This is a genomic window from Kitasatospora sp. NPDC089509 (genome assembly GCF_044749365.1).
Taxonomy (GTDB): domain Bacteria; phylum Actinomycetota; class Actinomycetes; order Streptomycetales; family Streptomycetaceae; genus Kitasatospora.
Genome location: NZ_JBIVHS010000010.1, coordinates 32,248 through 52,711, shown reverse-complemented (window position 1 = coordinate 52,711; position 20,464 = coordinate 32,248). Strand labels below are relative to the sequence as shown.

Annotated in this window: 19 protein-coding genes; 8 read left to right on the top strand and 11 right to left on the bottom strand. The window is 75.1% G+C overall.

Annotation, left to right across the window (positions count from 1 at the left end):
• Positions 1-6: 6 nt before the first annotated feature.
• Together metK and ACIP4P_RS21780 are read left to right on the top strand one after the other, a co-directional pair.
• On the top strand, positions 7-1,215 hold the full coding sequence (metK, locus tag ACIP4P_RS21785; protein ID WP_400920808.1) for a methionine adenosyltransferase: 1,209 nt from the start codon (positions 7-9) through the stop codon (positions 1,213-1,215).
• A 99-nt stretch (positions 1,216-1,314) separates the two neighbouring features.
• Complete coding sequence (locus ACIP4P_RS21780) at positions 1,315-3,399, top strand: primosomal protein N' (RefSeq protein ID WP_400920806.1); 2,085 nt, start codon at positions 1,315-1,317, stop codon at positions 3,397-3,399.
• Between the two features lie 91 nt (positions 3,400-3,490).
• Here the strand turns inward: ACIP4P_RS21780 and ACIP4P_RS21775 are convergent, their stop codons facing one another.
• Positions 3,491-4,162, bottom strand: coding sequence for a hypothetical protein (locus ACIP4P_RS21775; RefSeq protein WP_400920804.1), 672 nt, complete (start codon positions 4,160-4,162; stop codon positions 3,491-3,493).
• Positions 4,163-4,463: 301 nt separating this feature from the next.
• Here ACIP4P_RS21775 and def point away from each other — a divergent pair, with 301 nt between their 5' ends.
• The 3 genes from def to ACIP4P_RS21760 are packed head-to-tail and all read left to right on the top strand — an operon-like array spanning position 4,464 to position 7,548.
• A complete protein-coding gene (gene def, locus ACIP4P_RS21770; protein WP_350512856.1) occupies positions 4,464-5,009 on the top strand; it encodes a peptide deformylase in 546 nt (181 codons plus the stop codon).
• A gap of 56 nt (positions 5,010-5,065) precedes the next feature.
• Positions 5,066-6,040 (top strand): methionyl-tRNA formyltransferase, encoded by a 975-nt coding sequence (gene fmt / locus ACIP4P_RS21765; RefSeq protein ID WP_400920801.1) that lies wholly within the window; start codon positions 5,066-5,068, stop codon positions 6,038-6,040.
• Between the two features lie 59 nt (positions 6,041-6,099).
• Positions 6,100-7,548, top strand: a complete 1,449-nt coding sequence (locus ACIP4P_RS21760) for an RsmB/NOP family class I SAM-dependent RNA methyltransferase (RefSeq protein ID WP_400920799.1) — start codon at positions 6,100-6,102, stop codon at positions 7,546-7,548.
• A gap of 79 nt (positions 7,549-7,627) precedes the next feature.
• Here the strand turns inward: ACIP4P_RS21760 and ACIP4P_RS21755 are convergent, their stop codons facing one another.
• The 10 genes from ACIP4P_RS21755 to ACIP4P_RS21710 all read right to left on the bottom strand — a co-directional run bounded on the left by ACIP4P_RS21755 (position 7,628) and on the right by ACIP4P_RS21710 (position 15,870).
• Entirely contained in the window at positions 7,628-8,092 is a 465-nt protein-coding gene (locus ACIP4P_RS21755) for a hypothetical protein (RefSeq protein ID WP_400920797.1), read from the bottom strand.
• A gap of 5 nt (positions 8,093-8,097) precedes the next feature.
• A complete protein-coding gene (locus ACIP4P_RS21750) occupies positions 8,098-9,090 on the bottom strand; it encodes a ChbG/HpnK family deacetylase (RefSeq protein WP_400920795.1) in 993 nt (330 codons plus the stop codon).
• 50 nt (positions 9,091-9,140) lie between these two features.
• Positions 9,141-9,521, bottom strand: a complete 381-nt coding sequence (locus tag ACIP4P_RS21745; RefSeq protein WP_400920793.1) for a sulfurtransferase TusA family protein — start codon at positions 9,519-9,521, stop codon at positions 9,141-9,143.
• On the bottom strand, positions 9,518-10,234 hold the full coding sequence (locus ACIP4P_RS21740; protein WP_400920791.1) for a class I SAM-dependent methyltransferase: 717 nt from the start codon (positions 10,232-10,234) through the stop codon (positions 9,518-9,520). The genes ACIP4P_RS21745 and ACIP4P_RS21740 overlap by 4 nt, the downstream gene beginning before the upstream one ends.
• A gap of 98 nt (positions 10,235-10,332) precedes the next feature.
• Positions 10,333-10,884 (bottom strand): MarR family winged helix-turn-helix transcriptional regulator, encoded by a 552-nt coding sequence (locus ACIP4P_RS21735; RefSeq protein WP_400920789.1) that lies wholly within the window; start codon positions 10,882-10,884, stop codon positions 10,333-10,335.
• A gap of 75 nt (positions 10,885-10,959) precedes the next feature.
• Entirely contained in the window at positions 10,960-11,316 is a 357-nt protein-coding gene (locus ACIP4P_RS21730) for a DUF6204 family protein (RefSeq protein ID WP_350512848.1), read from the bottom strand.
• A gap of 159 nt (positions 11,317-11,475) precedes the next feature.
• Positions 11,476-12,693, bottom strand: coding sequence for a serine hydrolase domain-containing protein (locus tag ACIP4P_RS21725; protein ID WP_400920786.1), 1,218 nt, complete (start codon positions 12,691-12,693; stop codon positions 11,476-11,478).
• A gap of 365 nt (positions 12,694-13,058) precedes the next feature.
• The gene (locus ACIP4P_RS21720; protein ID WP_400920784.1) at positions 13,059-13,748 is read right to left on the bottom strand and encodes an alpha/beta hydrolase; all 690 of its coding nucleotides are present in this window, start codon (positions 13,746-13,748) and stop codon (positions 13,059-13,061) included.
• Positions 13,749-13,888: 140 nt separating this feature from the next.
• Positions 13,889-14,218 (bottom strand): hypothetical protein, encoded by a 330-nt coding sequence (locus ACIP4P_RS21715; RefSeq protein ID WP_400920782.1) that lies wholly within the window; start codon positions 14,216-14,218, stop codon positions 13,889-13,891.
• 200 nt (positions 14,219-14,418) lie between these two features.
• Positions 14,419-15,870 carry a protein kinase gene (locus tag ACIP4P_RS21710; protein ID WP_400920780.1) on the bottom strand — a complete coding sequence of 484 codons (1,452 nt, stop codon included), beginning with the start codon at positions 15,868-15,870 and terminating at the stop codon, positions 14,419-14,421.
• Positions 15,871-16,342: 472 nt separating this feature from the next.
• Between ACIP4P_RS21710 and ACIP4P_RS21705 the strand changes: the two genes are divergently transcribed.
• From ACIP4P_RS21705 to ACIP4P_RS21695, 3 genes are all read left to right on the top strand, one after another.
• Positions 16,343-17,842, top strand: coding sequence for a PQQ-binding-like beta-propeller repeat protein (locus tag ACIP4P_RS21705; RefSeq protein WP_400920778.1), 1,500 nt, complete (start codon positions 16,343-16,345; stop codon positions 17,840-17,842).
• A 142-nt stretch (positions 17,843-17,984) separates the two neighbouring features.
• Complete coding sequence (locus ACIP4P_RS21700) at positions 17,985-18,794, top strand: alpha/beta fold hydrolase (protein WP_400920776.1); 810 nt, start codon at positions 17,985-17,987, stop codon at positions 18,792-18,794.
• A gap of 219 nt (positions 18,795-19,013) precedes the next feature.
• On the top strand, positions 19,014-20,396 hold the full coding sequence (locus ACIP4P_RS21695; RefSeq protein WP_400920774.1) for an alpha/beta fold hydrolase: 1,383 nt from the start codon (positions 19,014-19,016) through the stop codon (positions 20,394-20,396).
• Positions 20,397-20,464 lie beyond the last annotated feature (68 nt).

The following is a 20,464-nucleotide window of genomic DNA, read 5'->3' as shown; positions in this document are numbered from 1 at the left end:
AGCGCTGTGTCTCGCCGCCTGTTCACCTCGGAGTCCGTGACCGAGGGACACCCCGACAAGATCGCTGACCAGATCAGCGACACCATCCTTGACGCTCTCCTCCGTGAGGACCCGACCTCCCGGGTCGCCGTGGAGACGCTCATCACCACCGGCCAGGTGCACGTGGCCGGCGAGGTGACGACCAAGGCGTACGCCCCGATCGCCCAGCTCGTCCGGGACAAGATCCTGGAGATCGGCTACGACAGCTCCAAGAAGGGCTTCGACGGCGCCTCCTGCGGCGTGTCGGTGTCCATCGGTGCCCAGTCGCCCGACATCGCGCAGGGTGTCGACACCGCGTACGAGGCCCGCGTCGAGGGCGACGAGGACGACCTGGACAAGCAGGGTGCCGGCGACCAGGGCCTGATGTTCGGCTACGCGTCGGACGAGACGCCCGAGCTGATGCCGCTGCCGATCACCCTGGCGCACCGCCTCTCCCGCCGCCTCACCGAGGTCCGCAAGAACGGGACCATCCCGTACCTGCGCCCCGACGGCAAGACCCAGGTCACCATCGAGTACGACGGCGACAAGGCCGTCCGCCTCGACACCGTGGTCGTCTCCACCCAGCACGCCTCGGACATCGACCTGGAGTCGCTGCTCACCCCGGACATCCGCGAGTTCGTCGTGGAGCCGGAGCTGAAGGCGCTGGCCGACCAGGGCATCAAGCTGACCACCGAGGGCTACCGCCTGCTGGTCAACCCGACCGGTCGCTTCGAGATCGGCGGCCCGATGGGCGACGCCGGCCTCACCGGCCGCAAGATCATCATCGACACCTACGGCGGCATGGCCCGCCACGGTGGCGGCGCCTTCTCCGGCAAGGACCCGTCCAAGGTGGACCGCTCGGCCGCGTACGCGATGCGCTGGGTGGCGAAGAACATCGTCGCCGCCGGCCTCGCCCGCCGCGCCGAGGTCCAGGTCGCGTACGCGATCGGCAAGGCCGAGCCGGTCGGCCTGTTCGTGGAGACCTTCGGCACCGAGACCGTCCCGGTCCTGGACATCCAGAAGGCTGTCTCCGAGGTGTTCGACCTGCGCCCGGCCGCGATCATCCGCGACCTGGACCTGCTGCGTCCGATCTACTCGCAGACCGCCGCGTACGGCCACTTCGGCCGTGAGCTGCCGGACTTCACCTGGGAGCGCACCGACCGGGTCGAGCAGCTCAAGGCCGCCGTGCAGGCCTGACCTCCCGGCGTTCTTCGAAGCGGCGTCCGCCCCCGTTCGGGGCGGGCGCCGCTCCGCTGTGTGCGCGGTGTCGGTGTGACCTGGTAGTACTTGGGAGCGATGAGCAGCACAGGGGAGAACGGGGCCGCCGAGCCGGAGCAGCTGGCGTTCATCCGGGAGACGGTCAAGCGGGCCAAGCCACGGACCTGGAAGGGCGCCAAGCGGGCCGAGCACCTGCCGGTGGCCCGGGTGGTGGTGGACAAGGGCGTGCTCACCATCGACAAGCTCTTCGACTACGAGGTGCCGGCCGCCATGGCCGAGGAGGCCCAGCCGGGCGTCCGGGTGCGGGTGCGCTTCGGCGCGCGGGTGGTCAGGGGCCAGCGCGAGGGCGGGGAACTGCACGACGGGTTCATCGTCGCCCGGCTGGAGAAGAGCGACTTCGCCGGACCGCTCGCCCCGCTCGCCCAGGTGCTCTCACCCGAACCGGTGCTCACCCCGCAGCTGCTGCGGCTGTGCCGCACCGTCGCCGACCGCTACGCCGGCACCCTGGCCGACGTGCTGCAGCTGGCGGTACCGCCCCGGCACGCCAAGGCCGAGGCCGAGCCCTCGCCACCGCCGCTGCCCCGGCCGCCGGCGCCCGCCCCGGGCGGCTGGCAGCGCTACCCCGCCGGACCGGACTTCCTCGCCGCGCTGGCCGGCGGCGGTTCGCCGCGCGCGGTGTGGGCGGCGCTGCCGGGGCCCGGCTGGCCGTACGAGATCGCCCGGGCGGTCGCCGCGACGCTGGCCGGCGGGCGCGGCGCGCTGGTCGTGCTGCCGGACCGGCGGTCGGTGGCCCGGGTGGACCGGGCGCTGACCGAACTCCTCGGACCCGGCCTCCACTCCGCCCTGGAGGCCGAGCTCGGCCCGCGCGAACGCTACCGGCGCTGGCTCGCGGTCAGCCGCGGGTCGGTGCACGTCGCGATCGGGACCAGGGCCACCATGTTCGCGCCGGTGCGCGACCTCGGGCTGGTCGTGGTCTGGTCCGACGGCGACGGCAGCCACAGCGATCCGCGCGCCCCGCACCCGCACGTGCGCGAGGTGGCACTGCTGCGCGCCGCCGAGGAGGGCGCCGCCGTCCTGCTCGGCGGGCACGCCGTGACGGTGGAGGGCGCCCAGCTGGTCAGCACCGGGTGGGCACGGCCGCTGGTCGCCGACCGGGAGACGGTGCGGCAGGTCGCGCCGCGGGTGCGCACCGTCACCGACCAGGACCAGCACCGGGACGCCGCCGCCCAGGCCGCCCGGCTGCCCTCGGTGGCCTGGGAGGCCGCCCGGGAGGCGCTGGCGGCCGGGCACCCGGTGCTCATCCAGGTGCCCCGGCGCGGCTACGTGCCCCGGCTGGCCTGCGGGCGCTGCCGGACGCCCGCCCGCTGCCGGCGCTGCGAAGGGCCGCTGGAGGCGCCCTCGGCGGACGCCGCGCTGTCCTGCAGCTGGTGCGGGGAGGCGGAGAACGACTGGCACTGCCCCGAGTGCGGCTCCTTCCGGCTGCGGGCCCAGGTGGTCGGCGCCCGGCGCACCGCGGAGGAACTGGGCAAGGCCTTCCCGCGGATCCCGGTCCGGACCTCGGGGCGGGACGCGGTGCTGGACACCGTTCCCGACGAACCCTCGCTGGTGATCTCCACGCCCGGGGCGGAACCGGTGGTCGAGGGCGGTGGCGGCTACGGGGCGGTGCTGCTGCTGGACGGCTGGGCGCTGCTGAGCCGGCCCGACCTGCGGGCCGGGGAGGAGACGCTGCGGCTCTGGCTGGCGGCGGCCGCGCTCGCCCGGCCCTCGACGGAGGGCGGGACGGTCGTGGTGGTGGCCGAGCCCTCGGCCCGGCCGGTGCAGGCGCTGGTGCGCTGGGACCCGCTCGGGCACGCCGGGCTGGAACGGGACGAACGGGCGCAGCTGCACTTCCCGCCGGTGTCGCGGATGGCCGCGGTGAGCGGGAGCCCGGCGGCCGTCGCCGATCTGCTGAACCTGGTCCGGCTGCCGGAGGGCGCGGACGTGCTGGGGCCGGTGCCGGTGCCCGCGCTGCGCGGGGAGGAGCAGGAGCGGGCGCTGCTGCGGGTGGCGCCGGGGCAGGGGGCCGCGCTGGCGGCGGCGCTCAAGGCGGCGCAGATCGCGCGGATCGCGCTGCGGACGGCGGAGCCGGTGCGGGTGCGGGTGGATCCGACGGACATCGGGTAGGGCGCTGCCGGGGTGGCCGTGCTGGGGGCCGTACTGGGGCGGGGTGAGTGGGCCACCCCGCCCCGGGATGGCCCGGTCCGTGCGGGGGTGGTCAGCCGCGGAGAGGGATGCCGGTCTGCGGGCGCTCGACCGGGGTGCGGTCGCGGTCGAGGGGGGTGCGGTCGATGCCCGGGCGGTCGATGCCGGAGCGGTCGATCGGGGTGCGGTCGAGGGGGGTGCGGTCGATGCCCGGGCGGTCGATCGGGGTGCGGTCGAGGGAGTTGCGCTCCAGGCTGGAGCGGTCCAGGCCGCCCTGGCGGGCCGCGGGGACGGTGGCGGCCAGGCCGCCGCGTTCGGTCGGGGCGGGCAGGTCCTCGGAGCGGTCCGGGCGGGCGGGGCCCGGGACGGCGCTGCTGGCGGCGAGGAGTTCGCTGGTCGGGCGGCGCATGCCGTAACGGCGGTGCACCGCCTGCTTGGTGACCCCGAGGGCGGAGCCCACCGAGTCCCAGGAGAACCCGAGCGCCCGGTCGAACTCGACCGCCGCCGCCACCAGGGTCTCCACGCTCTCCCGCAGCTCCTGCGCCAGGCGCACGGTCGGCGCGGGCGCGCGTCCGTACACCACGAAGCCGGCCGAGGTGCTCGGGCGGCGCGGTCGGTAGACGTTGCCCAGTTGGGCGGTGAGCGTCCGCAGCGCGTCGACCTGGCGCCTCACCCGCTCGATGTCCCGCACCAGCAGGTGCAGGCTCGCCCGCGCCCGGGCGTCGTGGTTGATCTGCTCGGCCATGGCCTACGTGCCACCTTCCGTACGGTTCAGCTCGGCCGGGGCGCGGTGTCCCGCGCGCCCGGCCCCGGTCAATCTCTCTTGACCAACGCGGGAGCGGGGGCCGGGGTAACGCGGCTCGGCAGAGTCGGGATATGCCAACGGCCGACGCGGGCGTCCGGGGGCCGCCCGGCGGAGCGTGTGGTGGCGGCCCGGCGGAGCGTGGGGGACGGCCCGGCGGGATGTGCGGGCGGGTTGCATAGACTTGCGGGGAACCAGTCGTTGCCCGTGAGCCCGCGCCCACCCGGACAGGAGCCCGTACCCCGTGGCGATCCAGCCGATCCGTCTCTTCGGAGACCCCGTCCTGCGGGCCACCGCCCAGCCGGTGACCACCTTCGACAAGGAACTGCGCAACCTGGTCGCCGACCTCACCGAGACCATGCTCGACGCCCCCGGCGCCGGCCTTGCCGCGCCCCAACTCGGCGTCTCGCTGCGGGTGTTCACCTACCACGTGGACGGCGTCACCGGGCATCTGATCAACCCGGACCTGTCGCTGAGCGAGGACGAGCAGGAGGGCCCGGAGGGCTGCCTCTCGCTGCCCGGGCTGCGCTACGACACCAGGCGGGCGTACGGCGTGGTGGCCAAGGGCTTCAACATGTACGGCGATCCGGTCACCCTGGAGGGCACCCAGCTGCTCGCCCGGTGCATCCAGCACGAGACCGACCACCTGGACGGCATCATCTTCATCGACCGGCTCGACCGGGAGCAGCGCAAGGCCGCGCTGAAGGCGATCCGGGAGGCCGAGTGGGGCGCCGGGCCGGCGCCGGTGGTCAAGGTGTCGCCGCACAGTACGTTCGGCGCTGCGCGCTGACGCTCGCTCCGTCGAACTCTCGCTCCATCGAATTCCCGTCTGCAGAAAGGCACTTGATGCGTCTCGTCTTCGCCGGTACCCCCGAGGTCGCCGTTCCCGCCCTGGACGCGCTGATCGCCTCCGACCGGCACGAGGTGGTCGCGGTGGTCACCCGCCCCGACGCCCCCGCCGGACGCGGGCGCAAGCTGGTCGCCAGCCCCGTCGCCCAGCGCGCCGAGGAGGCCGGGATCGAGGTCCTCAAGCCGGCGAAGCCCAGTGACCCCGACTTCGTCGCCCGGCTCACCGAACTCGCCCCCGACTGCTGCCCGGTGGTCGCCTACGGCGCGCTGCTGCGGCCCGGCACGCTGGAGATCCCCAAGCACGGCTGGGTCAACCTGCACTTCTCGCTGCTGCCGGCCTGGCGCGGCGCGGCGCCCGTCCAGCACTCGGTGCTGGCCGGCGACGAGGTCACCGGCGCCTCCACCTTCCTGATCGAGCAGGGCCTGGACTCCGGCCCGGTCTACGGCGTGATCACCGAGGCGATCCGCCCGAGCGACACCAGCGGCGAACTGCTCACCCGGCTGTCGCACTCCGGCGCCCGACTGCTCGCCGCCACCATGGACGGGATCGAGGACGGCTCGCTGCAGGCCGTGCCGCAGCCCGCCGACGGCATCACGCTCGCGCCGAAGATCACCGTCGAGGACGCGCGGATCGACTGGAGCCACCCCGCCCTGCGGATCGACCGGGTGGTGCGCGGCTGCGCCCCGGCGCCGGGGGCCTGGACGGAGTTCCGGGGCGAGCGGCTGAAGGTCACCGGGCCGGTCAAGCTGCTGCCGGAGGCCGCCGAGCTGGCGCCCGGCGAGGTCGCGATGGTCGGCAAGAACAGCGTGCGGGTCGGGACCGGGAGCCACGACATCGAGCTCGGGGAGGTGCGTCCGCAGGGGAAGAAGGAGATGCGGGCGGCCGACTGGGCGCGTGGGGCGCGGCTGGAGGCGGGGGAGCGGTTCGGAGACCTCGGAGACCTCGGAGGTCTCGGAGGTCTCGGAGGCTGAGGCTCCGGATCGGCGTTACTGTTCGTACGAAATAACCACCGCAGCACTTTGAGGTATCTGTGAGCACGTCCCCGAACACCCCCGCCGGCGCCCAGCGCGCCCCCCGTCCGCACCGTCGGCCGAAGAAGGACCCGGCCCGGATCGTCGCGTTCCGCGCCCTGCGCGCCGTCGACGAGCGCGACGCGTACGCCAACCTGATCCTGCCGTCCCTGCTGCGCGAGGCCGAGCAGAAGGGCATGGACCGGCGCGACGCCGCCCTCGCCACCGAGCTGGTCTACGGCACGCTGCGCCTCCAGGGCACCTACGACGCGATCATCGCGGCCTGCATCGACCGGCCGCTGAGCAAGGTCGACCCGCCGGTGCTGGACGTCCTCTCGCTCGGCGCCCACCAGCTGCTCACCACCCGCATCCCCAGCCACGCGGCGGTCTCGGCGACCGTCGAGCTGGCCCGGGTGGTGCTCGGCGACGGCAAGGCCAAGTTCGTCAACGCCGTGCTGCGCCGGATCAGCGCCCACGACCTGGACGCCTGGATCGAGCGGGTCGCCCCGGCGTACGACAAGGACGCCGAGGACCACCTGGCGGTCGTGCACTCGCACCCGCGCTGGGTGGTCTCGGCGCTCTGGGACTCGCTCGGCCGCTGGCAGCCGGACGCGGCCGGACGCACCGCGATCGAGGAACTGCTGCGCGCCGACAACGACCGGCCCGAGGTCACCCTGGTCGCCCGGCCCGGTCGGGTCACCGTCGGCGAGCTGGCCGACGCGCTGCCCGAGGCCCAGCCCGGCCGCTGGTCCCCGTTCGCGCTGCGGCTCGCCGAGGGCGGCGACCCGGGCACGCTGACCGCCGTCCGGGAGAACCGGGCCGGCGTCCAGGACGAGGGCAGCCAGCTGGTCGCGCTGGCGCTGGCCGCGGCACCGCTGGAGGGCCCGGACCGGCTCTGGCTGGACGGCTGCGCCGGGCCCGGCGGCAAGGCCGCACTGCTCGGCGCGCTGGCCGCGGAGCGGGGCGCCGGGCTCGTCGCGAGCGAGAAGCAGCCGCACCGGGCCCGGCTGGTGGCGCGGGCGCTGGAGGGCAACCCCGGCCCGTACACGGTGATCGCGGCCGACGGGACCCGCCCGGCCTGGCGCTCCGAGGGCTTCGACCGGGTCCTGGTCGACGTGCCGTGCTCCGGTCTGGGCGCGCTGCGGCGCCGCCCGGAGGCGCGCTGGCGCCGCCGGCCGGCCGACGTCGCCGCCTTCGGGCCGCTGCAGCGGGACCTGCTGCGCTCCGCGATCGAGGCCACCAGGGTCGGCGGCGTGGTCGGTTACGCGACCTGCTCGCCGCACCTCGCGGAGACCCGGGCCGTGGTCGACGACGTGCTGCGCGAGGAAGGCGGCCGGGTCGAGTGGATCGACGCCCGGCCGCTGCTGCCCGGCGTCCCGGCGCTCGGGGACGGGCCGGACGTGCAGCTGTGGCCGCACCTGCACGGGACCGACGCGATGTACCTGGCGCTGCTGCGGCGCACCGCCTGAGGCGCTGCTCCCGGCGGAGCGGCTGCGGACCGGGGCTGTGGCTACGGCTACGGCTGCGGACCGGGGCGGTGGGCCGGGGCTACGGCCAGCGGGGCGGCGGGCCGGGGCAGTTGGTGAGGAAGGCGTGCGCCTGGGCGCGGAGGTGGTCGACCGGCGGGTCCTCGCAGATCGCCTCGAAGTCGAGGCCGGGGGCGTGGCCGGTGGCGTGGCCCGGGTCGGGGAAGGACCGGTAGGCGAGGTACGGGCGGTGGTCGCCGCCGGGGTCGAGCCCGACCGTGAGGGACGCGTGGCGGTCGGGCCGCCCCCCGGCGGCCGTCTGGCCCCTCCGGGAGAGCTGCCACGCGCACTCGTACGGCTCGGGCTCGGCCGGCAGGTCGAGCAGGGCCTGGGCGAGGCGGCGGACCTCGTCGGGGCCGGCGAAGGGCAGCGACTCGGACCACTGCGGTCCGGCCGCGAACAGCTCCCACTCGGCACCGTTGCGGCCGACGGTCAGTGCCCACCCGCCGTCCTGGTCGCGCCAGTGGCAGTCGAGGATCGGATCCATGGTGGTCAACCTCCCTGCGGGGTACGGTCGTTACGAATTCTCCTCATCGTGGCACACCGGGTGTCCGGGGCGGGGTCCGGCGTGACCCGTCCTCGGGCGGCTCGCCAGGCTTCCTGCAGCGGGCGGTAGTCGAGCACGGTGATGCCGTGCTCGGCGATCAGTCGGCGGGCCTCGGCGGACACCAGGAACTCGTAGTCGGTGCGGCGCACCTGCCAACCGTCGTCGGCCGGAGCGTCGTCGGCCGGTCGGTGGTCCGGCGGGGGGCCGGGGCCGGTGGTGAGGCTCGGGTGGACGGCCCACTCGGTCAGGCCCGGCGGGAGGTCGGCCAGCAGCCGGGCGTAGTGGGCGGACTTGTCCGCCGGCGGGACGGTGAAACTGTCCAGGAAGCCGTGGTCGACCACGGGCAGGCCGCGCTCGCGCATCCGCGCCAGAGCGGGCGGCAGCCAGACCCGGACCGCCAGCCCGTACTCGGCGCCGAGGGCGAGCGCGAGGTCGAGGATGTCGTCGCGACCGCCGTCGGCGAGGCAGTGGAAGTCCAGGTGGGTCGGGCTGAGGCCGCTGGGGCCGACCGCGTCGATCTGGGCGCGGAACTCGCGCTCCACGTCGTCGAGTCGGGCGCGGGCGGCCAGTGCGGCGCGGCCTGCGGGGGTGGGGGCGTACAGCTCGCCGGAGGGGTCCAACAGGGAGGGCACCCGGTCACGGGCGGTGAGCGGGCCCCACCGCAGGTGCGGGGTCTCGCAGACCAGGGTGAGGTGGACGCCGAAGGGGATCTCCGGGTGGCGGCGCAGCAGTTGGAGCGCGTGCGGGGCGGCGTGACACGTGGTCATCAGGCTGGCGGAGGCGGCGATGCCCTGCCGGATCGCTTCGATGACGGCGAGGTTGACGGACTCGTCCAGGCCGAGGTCGTCGCAGTTGAGCAGCAGGAGGCGGGCGTCGGGCGGGTGGCCGAGGAGGCGGTTGGCGTGCGGGCCGTCCGGGGTGGGGACTGCGGGGGGCATGGGGGCAGTCTTCACCGGGGGAGGCGGTGGGCGCGCGGGGATTTTTCCGGTCAGTCCGTGGTGGAGGGGGATGCGGGGGCGGGGTGCCAGGGGCGGTCGGGGCGGGTCGGGACCGGGGACGAGGTGAGGCGCAGGGCGTACACCTCGCGGTCCGGGGCCGGGGAGGGGACCGGGCCGAGGTACGCGTGGCCGGTCAGGTGGCACCAGGCGGGGAGGTCGAGCGGGGCGGCCGGGTCGGTGGTGTGGATGTGGACCACCGCGCCGGCCGGGAGGTGGGCGATCCGGGCCCGCAGCCGGAGCAGGAGTTGGACGCAGAGCAGGCCGGTGCCGTCGATGGTGAGGTCGGGGCCGGCGGCGTGGGCGGTGGTCTCGTTCGGGGTGGCCTGGTCGGGGGCGGTCCGGTCGGGGGTGGCCTGGTCCGGGGTGGTCATCGGGGGGTCTCCTGGGTGATGCGCCAGAGGCGGCGGGGCAGTTCGCCCTCCTCGAAGGGGTGGACCTCGATGAGGTGCCAGCCCTCGGCGAGCCGGTCCACCAGCTCGCGGGGGAAGAAGTGGACGGCGAAGCCGCCGTGTTCCCAGATGTCGTCCCCGTGGCCGGTGCCGGCGCCGTAGTGGGCGTCGCCGGTGTGGCGGACGGTGTAGACGAAGGTGCCGCCCGGGCGCAGCACCCGGCGCACCTCGGCGACCAGCGCTCCGAGCTCCTCGGTGCTGAGCGCCATGCAGAGCAGCATGTGGGCGAAGACCGCGTCGACGGAGGCGTCGGGGAGGGGCAGCGGCTCGCGGACGTCGTGCACGGCGGTGCGCACCCGCTCGGCCAGGCCGTGTTCGGCGGCGGCGCCGCGCAGCTGTGCCAGGCCGGTCGCGCTGAAGTCGGTGGCCAGCACGCTGAATCCCGAGCGGGCGAAGTGGAGCGCGTCGCGGCCGTGGCCGGCGCCGAGTTCGAGGACCTGGTGGGCGCCGGCGGCGGCGAAGGCCCGGGCGGCGTGCTCGGCCGGGGCGGAGGGCCGCTCGCCGTACATGCCGGGGTGGGTCTGGTAGGTCTGCTGCCAGTGGGCGCGCTGGGTGTCGGCGAGGGCAGGCGCGGGCTCCCGGCGGGGCGACGCGGCGGCGGAGCTGCCGGACGCCGGGTCGGGAGTGCGGGTCATCGTGCTGCCCTTCGCGAGGGTGTGCGAGTGGTGCGGATGGTTCGGGTGGTGCTGGTGGTTCGGGTTCAGCCTAGGGCGTGGGGTGGGGCGGGGGTCGGTCAGGGGCTCGGGATGGGGCGGTGGTCGGGGGCGGTGCCGCCGAGCCGGGTGAGCAGGGTGGTCAGCTGGGTGAGGTCCTCGCTGGTCCAGCGGTCGGCGGCGAAGTGGTCGGCGGCGACCTGCCGGGCGGTGTGCAGCATCTCGCCGAGTCGCTCGCGGCCGGTCGGGGTGAGGGCGGCGTAGGCGACCCGGGCGTCCCGGGCGGCGGCCTCGCGGGTGACCAGGCCGATCCGTTCCAGCGGGGCGAGGCCGCGGGTGACGCCGGAGGCGGTGAGGCCGAGGGCCTCGGCCAGGTCGACCCGGCGCATCCGGCCGCCGGGGGCCTGGGCGAGGTGCAGCAGCAGGGTGAAGTCGGACAGGCTCACGCCGTGCAGGCCGCTGAGGCTGGCGTCGAAGCGCTTGACCAGGGCGGTCTGGGCACGGACCAGGCGCAGGGCGGTGTCGAGCGGGTCGGGGCGGGCGACGGTGCCGGGGCTGCCGTCGGGAGCGGTGCCGGGGACGGGTGGTGTTGCCGGGGTCGGTGCGGCTGTGGGGTCGGTCGGGCTTGTCATTGCCACCTCCTTGACTACTCAAGTATAGGCATGGGCGGAGCCGTCAAGGAGGTGGCGGAGGGGGAGGGGGTCGGGTCAGCCGGCGCTGTTGGCGGCGCGGCGCTGGCGCTTGCCGAGGGGGGCCTGGGAGAGGTCCTCGGCCTGGGAGCGGAGGTTCTTGTGGCCGTAGCCGCGGTCGGCCAGCCAGGACCGAGCCGCCGCTTCGGCCCGCTCGGTGGCCTCCAGGATGTCCTCCTCGGCCTCGCCCTCGTCCAGGAAGCGGAAGGTGAAGGCGGAGCGGGCGGAGAGGTCGTAGCTGAGGTGGCCCTCACGGGTGAAGGCGGCGTGCAGGACGTCGTGCTCGGGTGCGGCGGCGAGGAGTTCGGCGCGCTGTGCCTCGGTGAGGCCGTCGAAGACGCCGCGCACCATGATGCGGAAGGTTCGGATGGTCATGCGCCGACGATAGGCAGGAGGGGCGGCGGACCGCCAATGCGATTCCGGGGTGGGGGTCTCGGGACGGGGCCGCCGCCCGCCCGGCCGGCCGACGGCGCGGGGCCGTCGGCCGGGTGAGCATGGTCGGGGTTGTGGGAGGGGCCGAGGTCGGGCGTGGGGTCAGGGTGCGAAGGGGCCGAAGGTGACGGCGGCCAGGCGCAGGGCCGGGGCCGGGGTGCCTTTGGAGACGCCGACGGAGTAGACCAGGCGCTTGCGCAGGTCCGCGGTGGCGAAGATGCCGTCGGAGTAGCCGAGGTCGTGGCCGGTCTTGCCCCAGAGCACCGTGCCGTCCTGCAGCGGGAGGGCCAGCAGCCCGGCGCTGTAGCAGGCCCGACCCTTGTCGGGGCCCAACTGGCAGTCGCCGGAACCGTCGTAGGGCAGCAGCCGGCCGGAGGCGTCGCGGGGCAGGGTGAGCAGGTCGTGCATCTGCTGCGGCGGCAGGAGTTCACCGCCGAGCAGGGCGCGCAGGAAGCGGTCCAGGTCGGCCGGGGTGGACACCATCGACTCGGAGTTGCCGCCCTGCTCGGAGACGTCCGTCGGGACGTGGAGGCCGTTGAGGAGGTAGCCGTTCAGGTGCGGTTCGGGCATCTCGGGCGCGCCGTCGGTCAGTTCGGTGTGCCGGAGGTGGAGGGGCGCGAGGATGCGGGTGGTGACCTCCTGTCGGAGTGGGTGGCCCGTCACGCGTTCGATGAGCAGGCCCGCGAGGCGGTAGTTGAAGTTGTTGTACTGCTGCTCGGTGCCGGGTGCGAAAGCGGGTTCGGGCCAGGAGCGGGTGGTGGGGCGCAGGGTTTTCTGGACGACCTGGTCGAAGGTCTCGACGTCGAAGCGCCGGGCGATCATTTCGTCGTCGGGTACCTGCCCCGGGCCCTCGTCGGCCTGCGGCAGCCCGCTGGTGTGGTCGAGGAGTTGGCGGACCGTGATCGGCTGGTAGGCCGGGCCGGGCGAGCCGTCGGGCAGCACGCCGTCGGGGAGCACTCCGGGCAGGTACTGCTGGACGGTGCCGTCCAGGCTGATCCGCTGCTCGGCGGCGAGTTGGAGCAGCACCGTGGCCACGAAGGTCTTGTTGATGCTGCCGATCCGGAAGGCGGCGTCGGGCGCGACCGGTTGGCCGCTCACCGGGTCGTCGGCCGTCCCGCGCCAGGTGTGGCCGTCGACCGTCACCCGGGCGACCACGCCCGCCGTCGGATCCCCTGGTCGGGCTGTTATCGCGGCGCTCAGGGCGGCTCGGTCCGGGCCGTCGTGCGGAGCCCCGGCGTCGGCCAGGGCCGGGGTGGGCCCGGCGGCGAGCAGCAGTCCGGTGAGGGCGAGGGCGGGAACCGTGCGCTTGGTACTGGGCATGTGGTCTCCGAGGAGGGTGGGGTGGAAGGAGGGCGGAATGGCCTCTCATGGAGAACACGAATCTGACGAACGATCAGTTGCGCGGATGCTGCGGGGTGTTGCCGGACGGGCCGGGTGACGTCGCCGGTGTCGGTGTTCCTCGCGACGGTACGGGCGGTGCCGGTGCGGAGGGCGCGGGCGGTGGTGGTGCGGAACACGGTGGAGGCTCCCTTCTCCGGCGGCCCCGGTGGCCACCGTCTCGGTGACCCCAAGACTGGCTGCCGGCACCCCCGCCGCACATCTGCCGATCGGCATAAAGCGTTCACCGGGTCCGGGCTCCGACCCTGCCGATCGGCAGGGTCGGAGCGGGAGTTCAGGCCCCTCGGCTACGCCCGGGCCGGCAGTCGGGTGCAGACCGCCCCCGTCGCCGGTGGTGCGGCCGCCATGCCCAGCGCGGCGAGGGTGAAGTCCGTGGTCAGCGCCATGACGTCGGCACCCCGTCGGATCAGGTAGTGGCTGCCGCCGGGCACCTCGTAGCGTGCGAGGTCCGGTGTCACCTGCCGGGCGCGCAGCGCGTACTCCAGGGACTGGGCGGCGCCGGCCGCGCTGCGGTCGGCCGTGCCGTGCACGATCAGCACCCGTCGCCCGGCGAGGTGCTCGACCCGGTCGCCGCTGGGCAGCCAGGGGGCGATCCCGGCCACCCCGACGACGCTCGGGTGCTCCGCGCACCAGAACGCCGCCCGGCCGCCGAGCGAGTTGCCGATGAGCACCACCGGCGCGCCCGGGTGGCGGCGGGCGAGTTCGTCGAGCGCCCAGCGGGTGTCCACCGCGGTGTCGGCGTCGGCGCCGTTCCAACCGCTGTAGCGGTAGTGCAGCAGGTGCACCGCGAGCCCGTGCGGTCGGCCGCGGTCGGCGAGTTCGGTGGCGAGGCCCCGCATGCCCAGTTCGGCCATCCGGAGCGGGCCGCGGTGGCTGCGGATGAACCCGCCGGGCAGCAGCAGGGCGATGCCGGAGACCGGTCCGTCGTCGTCCCACGGGCTGAGCTCTGGGGTGCGCGGGTGCTGCGCTCGGAACATTCCGGTCCTTCCGGGGCGGTGGTGCGAGGGCGTGTCCCGTGGATTCTGTCGGATCGGGCCGCGGTGCCGGTGGGCGGGCGTCCGGTTGCGCGGGGGGATCTGGGGTTCGCGGGGGACCTGGGGTCGGGGGCGCCCCGGGGCTACGGCTCCGGCGGCGGGTCGCGGTGCGCCAGCAGGGGCCAGAGCACCCACCCGGTGACGCGGGTGCGGGTGACCAGGACCTTCGCCCAGCGGGCGCCGAGCGGCGAGGTCCAGGTGTCCACCACCTCGACCCGGTCGCCGGAGCGGGCCAGCCCGATCACGGTCCGCTCGCCGAAGTGGTCGAGCCGGACGTTGGCGGCGTTGGCGGAGACCTCCCACCACCCGGCGCCGACCCGGGGCGCCCGCTGCTCACCGGGGGTGACGGCCGCCGGGACCAGCAGGATGGCGAGCGACAGCACCGCCGCCGTCGCCCGGCCGATCACCGCCACGACGGCCTCGGGGTGGCACCGTGCCCGGGCCGTGCGGAAGCTGTGGAGAGCGCGGGGGTCATGTACAGCAGAACGAGCCGCCGTCCGTGTGCGTACGGTCGTTCGCCGAGGCTCACCCGGTCGGGGGAGCGCGGGCGGTGGTACGGCGAGGGGCCAAGCTTGTTCCCCTGCCAACTCGTTCCGAGGGAAACGGAGTTGACCTACTCTTGACGTCGCCGCGCCTCCTCGGAGCCCTGCGGGTCCCGCCCGGTCGCCCGGCTGCGCCCGAGCAGCTCCCGCATGCCCGGGCGGCCGCGCCGGGTCCGCGCGGGCGGCCCGTCCGGCTGCTGCCCCGGTTCCGGAGCCGGTCCGAGGCCGGCCTTGGCGGCCGCGTCGGCGAGGAAGTCCGAGGCCTGGCGGCCGGCGTTCTCCACGCTGCGCCGCAGCTGTTCGGCGTCGCTGCGCAGCTTGTCGGCCTGGCGGCTCAGCAGGTCGTTGCGCTGTTCGGTCTCGCCGAGCTGCCGGAGGCTGGCGGCGGCCCGGGCGGCGGAGTCGCGTTCCAGCTGTTCGCCGCGGGCTCGGGCGTCCGCGAGGATCTGCCGCGCCGCGGACTCGGTGAGCGCCTTGAGCTCGGCTATGCCCTGCTCGGCCTCGCGGCGGAGCTGGGCGGCCTCGGTGGCGAACTGCTCCTGCCGCCGGGTGACCTCCTCGTGGGCGCGGGCGAGCAGTTCGTCCGCCTCCCGGCGGCGGGCCAGGACATAGGCGTCCTGCTCGGCCCGCTCGGCGGCGGAGCGGGGGTCGGGAACGGTGGCCGCGGGGTGGCCGGGCCGGCCGAGCGGCCCGGCGATCCGGAGCAGGCGGTCGGCGACCTCCGCGGCGTCGGCCGGGCGGTGGGCCGGGTCCTTGGCGAGCAGGTCGAGCACCAGGGCGTCGAGGTCGGCCGGCAGGGCCGGCGGTCCGGGCCGCAGGGTGCCGGGGGCGGCCGGCCGGGACTCGCCGTGCTGGCGGATCAGCTCGAACAGCGTGCCGCGGAACGGCGGCCGGCCGGTGAGGAGTTCGTACAGCAGGCAGCCGAAGGCGTAGAGGTCGGAGCGGGCGTCCAGGGTGCGGCTGTCGAACCGTTCGGGGGCCATGTAGGCGGGGGTGCCGACGATCACGTTGGTGCTGGTGACGCCGTCGTCGGCGGCGCCGGTGCGGGCGATGCCGAAGTCGACCACCTTGACCGCTCCGCCGGGCTGGACCATCACATTGGCCGGCTTGACGTCCCGGTGGATCACCCCGGCCCGGTGCGCGGTGCCCAGCGCGCCGGCGATCTGGGCGGCCCAGTCGAGGGCGCGGTGCAGCGGCGGCGGGCCGTCGGCCAGGTGGCGGCTGAGCGGGGCGCCGTCGAGCAGCTCCATGACCAGGAAGAACAGCGGGCGGTCGGCGGCGCGGTGCTGTCCGAAGTCGTGCACGGTGACGATGGACGGGTGGTTGAGCGCGCCGGCCGTGGCCACCTCCCGTTCGAACCGGACCGCGTCCTTGGGGGAGCCGGTGCCGCCGGGGAGCAGCACCTTGACGGCGACCAGACGGCGGATGCGCGCGTCGCGGGCCTTCCAGACCGCGCCGAAGGCGCCCTCGCCGATCTGCTCGACCAGTTCGTACCGCCCGTCGAGTACCTCGCCCGGCCGCATCCCCGCCCCCTTCCGCGCGCGGGGCCCGGGCTCCGGCGGCCGCGCCCCGTCCGCTTCAACCTACCGCGCGGGCGCGGTGGTTGGTCACCCGCCGCGGTCGCCCGTCAGCTCGTCCAGGACGGCGGCGAGCAGGCCGGGGAGGCGGGTGTCGAGGGCGTCGCGGCGGCCCGTGTCCGCGGATCGACCCGCGACCGCCGACACCTTCCCGTGGTGCCGCCGGCGGGGAGGAAGGGGCAGAAGGGGACGGAGGGGCTGCAGGGGCAGAGGTGACCGGAGGGGTGGGAGCGGCTGTCGGGGCGGGACGGCTCGGCCACGGGGCGTGACGGCCGGGGTACGGGGCTCCCATGCGTAGGAGAGGGCGGGGTTTTTCCTGCTCTTTGTTCAGGATCTTGCTCTGCTCTGCGACGATCCGATGATCGTCGTCCTGTTTTGTCTGGGCGGCTCTACGCAGGTTCGCAGGGGAGACACCGGCATGGCCAAGGGGCCCGAGGACAGTGAGGTCCGGGCGAGGACGAGGTGGCGCGCCAGGTTCGTCAGGCACCGTGAGGACCTGATGGTGGTCGCCGGCGGGGTCCTGGGAGCCATGTTCGCGAGCCTGGGCCTGGCCGTGCTGTTCGGCCCCGCGAACGGGTTCGGCGGCGACAGCCTGGCCATCATGGGCGCCATCAGCATCCTCGGGCTGCTGCCCTGCGGCGCCGGCTTCGTCTGGGCGCTGATCCACCCCCGGCGCGGACTCCCCTCGGCGGCCGTCGGCGGCGTGCTCGGACTGGGGATCTTCCTCTGCTTCGCCGGGGACGGCCTGAACGACGACTGGAAGGCGCCGCCGGACCAGCCGTCCACCGTCCGCGCGGTCGGCAGCTGGACCAGCGGGAGCCTGGTGGTGCGGGTCCGTCCCGACCAGGTGGTGGCCTACCGCACCGGCAGCGGCTCCGTCGCCTGGCACTGGACGCCGCCGGGCCAGGACTCGGTGTGCACGATGAGCCGGGGCATCGGCGCGGGCGGCATCGGTCTGGTCGGGCACTCACCGCGCGGCAAGCCCTGCGCCGCGGTGACCTCGCTGGACCTCGCGGACGGCCGGGAGGGCTGGACCGACACCGTGGAGGCACCCGCCCGGGACGGGGACGGCGCGGACTCGGACCTCGTCGCGGTGGCGGGCACCCAGGCCGTGCTGCAGGGCACGGACGGCTGGCGGGCGGTACGGCTGACGGACGGCCGGGAGCTGTGGCGCAGCGCGCCCGACACAGGGTGCACGCCGCTGGAGGTCGCGGGCGGGGACCAGGACGTGGTGACGGCCGCGCAGTGCGGTGACGGGGCCGCGGTCCTGCGGTCGCTGGCGCCCGGGAACGGGAAGGACCTGACCCGGATCGACCTGCCGACCGAGGGCGGGCTGAAGAACCTGATGGTGGTCTCGGTCGAGCCGCTCGCGGTCTGGGTCGACGCCCAGGCCGAGCACGGCACCCACGCGGTGCTCAGCTACGACCGCTCGGGCCGGCAGCGGGCCGCGATACCGGTCTCCGGCGACGAGTACGACCTGGACGTGATGCTGGGCGGGGTCCACGCCTTCGACGAGTTCAGCGCCCGACCGCTGCTGGGCGGCGTGGTCGTCGACGACCTGTTGATCGTCCCGGGGGAGAAGCCCGGCGACGTCAGCATCAGCGGCGGCCCGCACCCGAGCCGCACCGCCACCGGGCGGCTGGTCGCCTACTCGCTGGCGGACGGGGCCAAGCGCTGGACGGCGGGCCTGGACGACCAGGTCACCGGCCTCCTGGTGGACGGTGGCTCGGTGTGGGCGATGACCCGCGACAAGCTGACCCGGGTCGACGCGGCGACCGGCCGGCAGAGCCGCGAGCTGGACGTCAACGACACCGCCTCGCTGTACCCGGTGGACCTGGCGGTGTCCGGGCGGGAGCGCTTCACGGTGGTCGCGGAGGACGGGACCAGGGACGAGCCGCCGGTCCGCGGGATGAGCTGACCGGGGGCTGTTCCGGAGGTGCTCCGGGGCCGCTTGCGGGGTCGTGTCGGGCTGCGTCCGGGGGCCGGGCGGCGCGGGCTGAGCGTTGCGGGCGGTTGTGTCAGGCTGGTGGGGGAGCACCGCCGAGGCCGGGAGGCTCGTGATGGCCGAGATCAGGGCGAACGGGGTGTCGCTGCACTACGAGGCCCGCGGCGAGGGCCCCGGGGTGGTGCTGGTGCACGGCTCGTGGACCGACGCGGACTCCTGGGCCCGGGTGGTGCCGGGGCTGGCCGAGTCCACCACCGTCGTCGTCTACGACCGGCGCGGGCACAGCCGCAGCGAGGACCCGCTCACCCAGGGCTCGGTGCACGAGGACGCCGCCGACCTGGCGGGGCTGATCGAGGGGCTCGGGCTCGCCCCGGCGTACGTGTGCGGGAACTCGTACGGCGCGCTGATCGCCCTGCGGCTCGCCGCGGCCCGGCCGGACCTGCTGCGCGGCGTCGCCGTGCACGAGCCGCCCGCCACCGGCGTCCTGCTGACCGAGCCGGAGCTGCGACCGATCGCCACCGCGCTGGCCGGGCGGATCGCCGCCGTCCGGGAACTGCTGGAGCGGGCCGAGTCGGCGGCCGCGGCGGAACTGTTCGTGGACACGGTGGCCTTCGGCCCGGGCGCCTGGGAGCAGTTGCCCGCGCCGGTGCGGCACACGTTCGTCCGCAATGCGCCGACCTACCTGGACGAGCTGCGCGACCCGGACGCGCTGGACCTCGACCTGACCGCGCTCGCCCGGTTCGACGAGCCGGCGCTGCTGACGCAGAGCGACGACAGCCCGCCGATGTACGGCGAGGTGCTGGACCTCATCGACCTCGCCCTGCCGCAGGCCGAACGGCACCTGTACGCGGGGGCCGGCCACGTCCCGCACGTGTCGCAGCCGGAGGAGTGGGTGCGGGTGCTCCTGCCGCGCGCCTTGGCGTGAGCCGAGCGGGGGCGCGCGGTCCTTGTGGTTCCGGCGGTCCTGGTGGTCCTTGTGGTTCCGGCTGTCCTGGCGGTCCCGGTGGTCCGGCTCCCAGGTCAGGATTCGACCCTGGGCGAATTCCGGCCCGAGTACTCGCCTTCCAAGTCGCGGCTGGCCCAAGCTACTTCCGCGACCGCGTCCGTCGGACGCGGTGCCTACGGAAGGACGACCATGACGAGTATGCGCGGCCGTGTCGCCGCCCTGCTGGGCGCCGTCGCGGTGGTCGCCGGCACCACCCTGGCCGGCCCCGCCGCCACGGCGTCGGCCGAGCCACGGCACCGGCCCGGCAGCGGGATCACCGGGCAGGCCCCCTGCCCGGACGCCCCGGAGTTCACCTGCGGAAGCATCACCGTGCCGCTCGACCACAGCGGCGCCACCCCCGGCACCCTCCAACTCGACGTGGCGACGACCGGCAACGCCGACGCCCCCAAGGGCGACCTGCTGTTCCTCACCGGCGGCCCCGGCCAGCCCGGCGTGCCGCTGATGCGCCGGATCGCGAGCAAGCTGACGCCCGTGCTGAAGGACTACCGCCTGGTGATGTACGACCAGCGCGGCACCGGCCGGCGGGCGCTGCAGTGCCCCGGCCTCCAGGCGGACATGGGCTCCTCCGACCTCGCCGTGCCGCGCGAGCAGTCGATCGCCGACTGCGCCACCGCGCTCGGCCCGAACGCCCGCTACTACGGCACGGCGGACACCGTCGGTGACATCGACCTGCTGCGCCAGGCCCTCGGTGACCACCGGCTGACCCTGGACGGCGTCTCGTACGGCACCTTCGTCGCCGAGCGGTACGCCCTCGCCCACCCGGCGCACGTCGAGCGGCTGGTGCTCGACTCGGTGGTGCCGCAGGGCGGTTACGACCCGATGGACCTGGTCGCGCTGCCCGCCACCGCCCGGGTGCTGCGGGCCGCCTGCCAGGCCACCGGCTGCACCACCGACCCGGCCGCCGACCTCGCCGCCACGGTGCGGCAGTACGGCGACGGGGCGCAGATCCTGGACGCGCTCACCAGCTACGAGTTCACCGACCCGAACTACGGCGGGGTGCCGGAAGCCCTGCACGAAGCGGCCGGCGGACACCCGGAGAAGCTCCAGGCCTTCATCGACGACGTGCACAAGGGCGACGCAGCCCCGGCCGAGGCGCTCAGCCAGGGCCTGCACGCCGCCACCCTGTGCGCCGACGGCCGCTACCCGTGGGGCTCCGCGGACACCCCGGTCGAGGGCCGGGCGGCCGCGCTGGAGCGGACCCGGCAGGACCTGACCGCCGAGCAGACCTGGCCGTACGACCCGGCGACCGCGACCGGACTGGGCTCGTTGCTGGTCTGCCTGGACTGGCCGCGCGAGCCGGTGCCGCCGCTGCCGCCGGCGCACCGCAAGCTGCCCAATGTGCCGGTGCTGCTGCTCGGCGGGGGCCGGGACCTCTCCACCCCGAACGAGTGGCTGTACCAGGAGGCGAAGTCGGCGCACGACCCGCAGATCGTGATCGTCCCGGGTGCGGCGCACTCGGTGCAGACCCGGGCGGCCGACCCGGCCGGGCGGCAGGCGGTCTACGACTTCCTGCTCAAGTAGCCCGGGGCGGCCTGGACACGGTCGGCGGCCCGTTCCGCACAGGGGTCGGAACGGACCGCCGCTGCCGG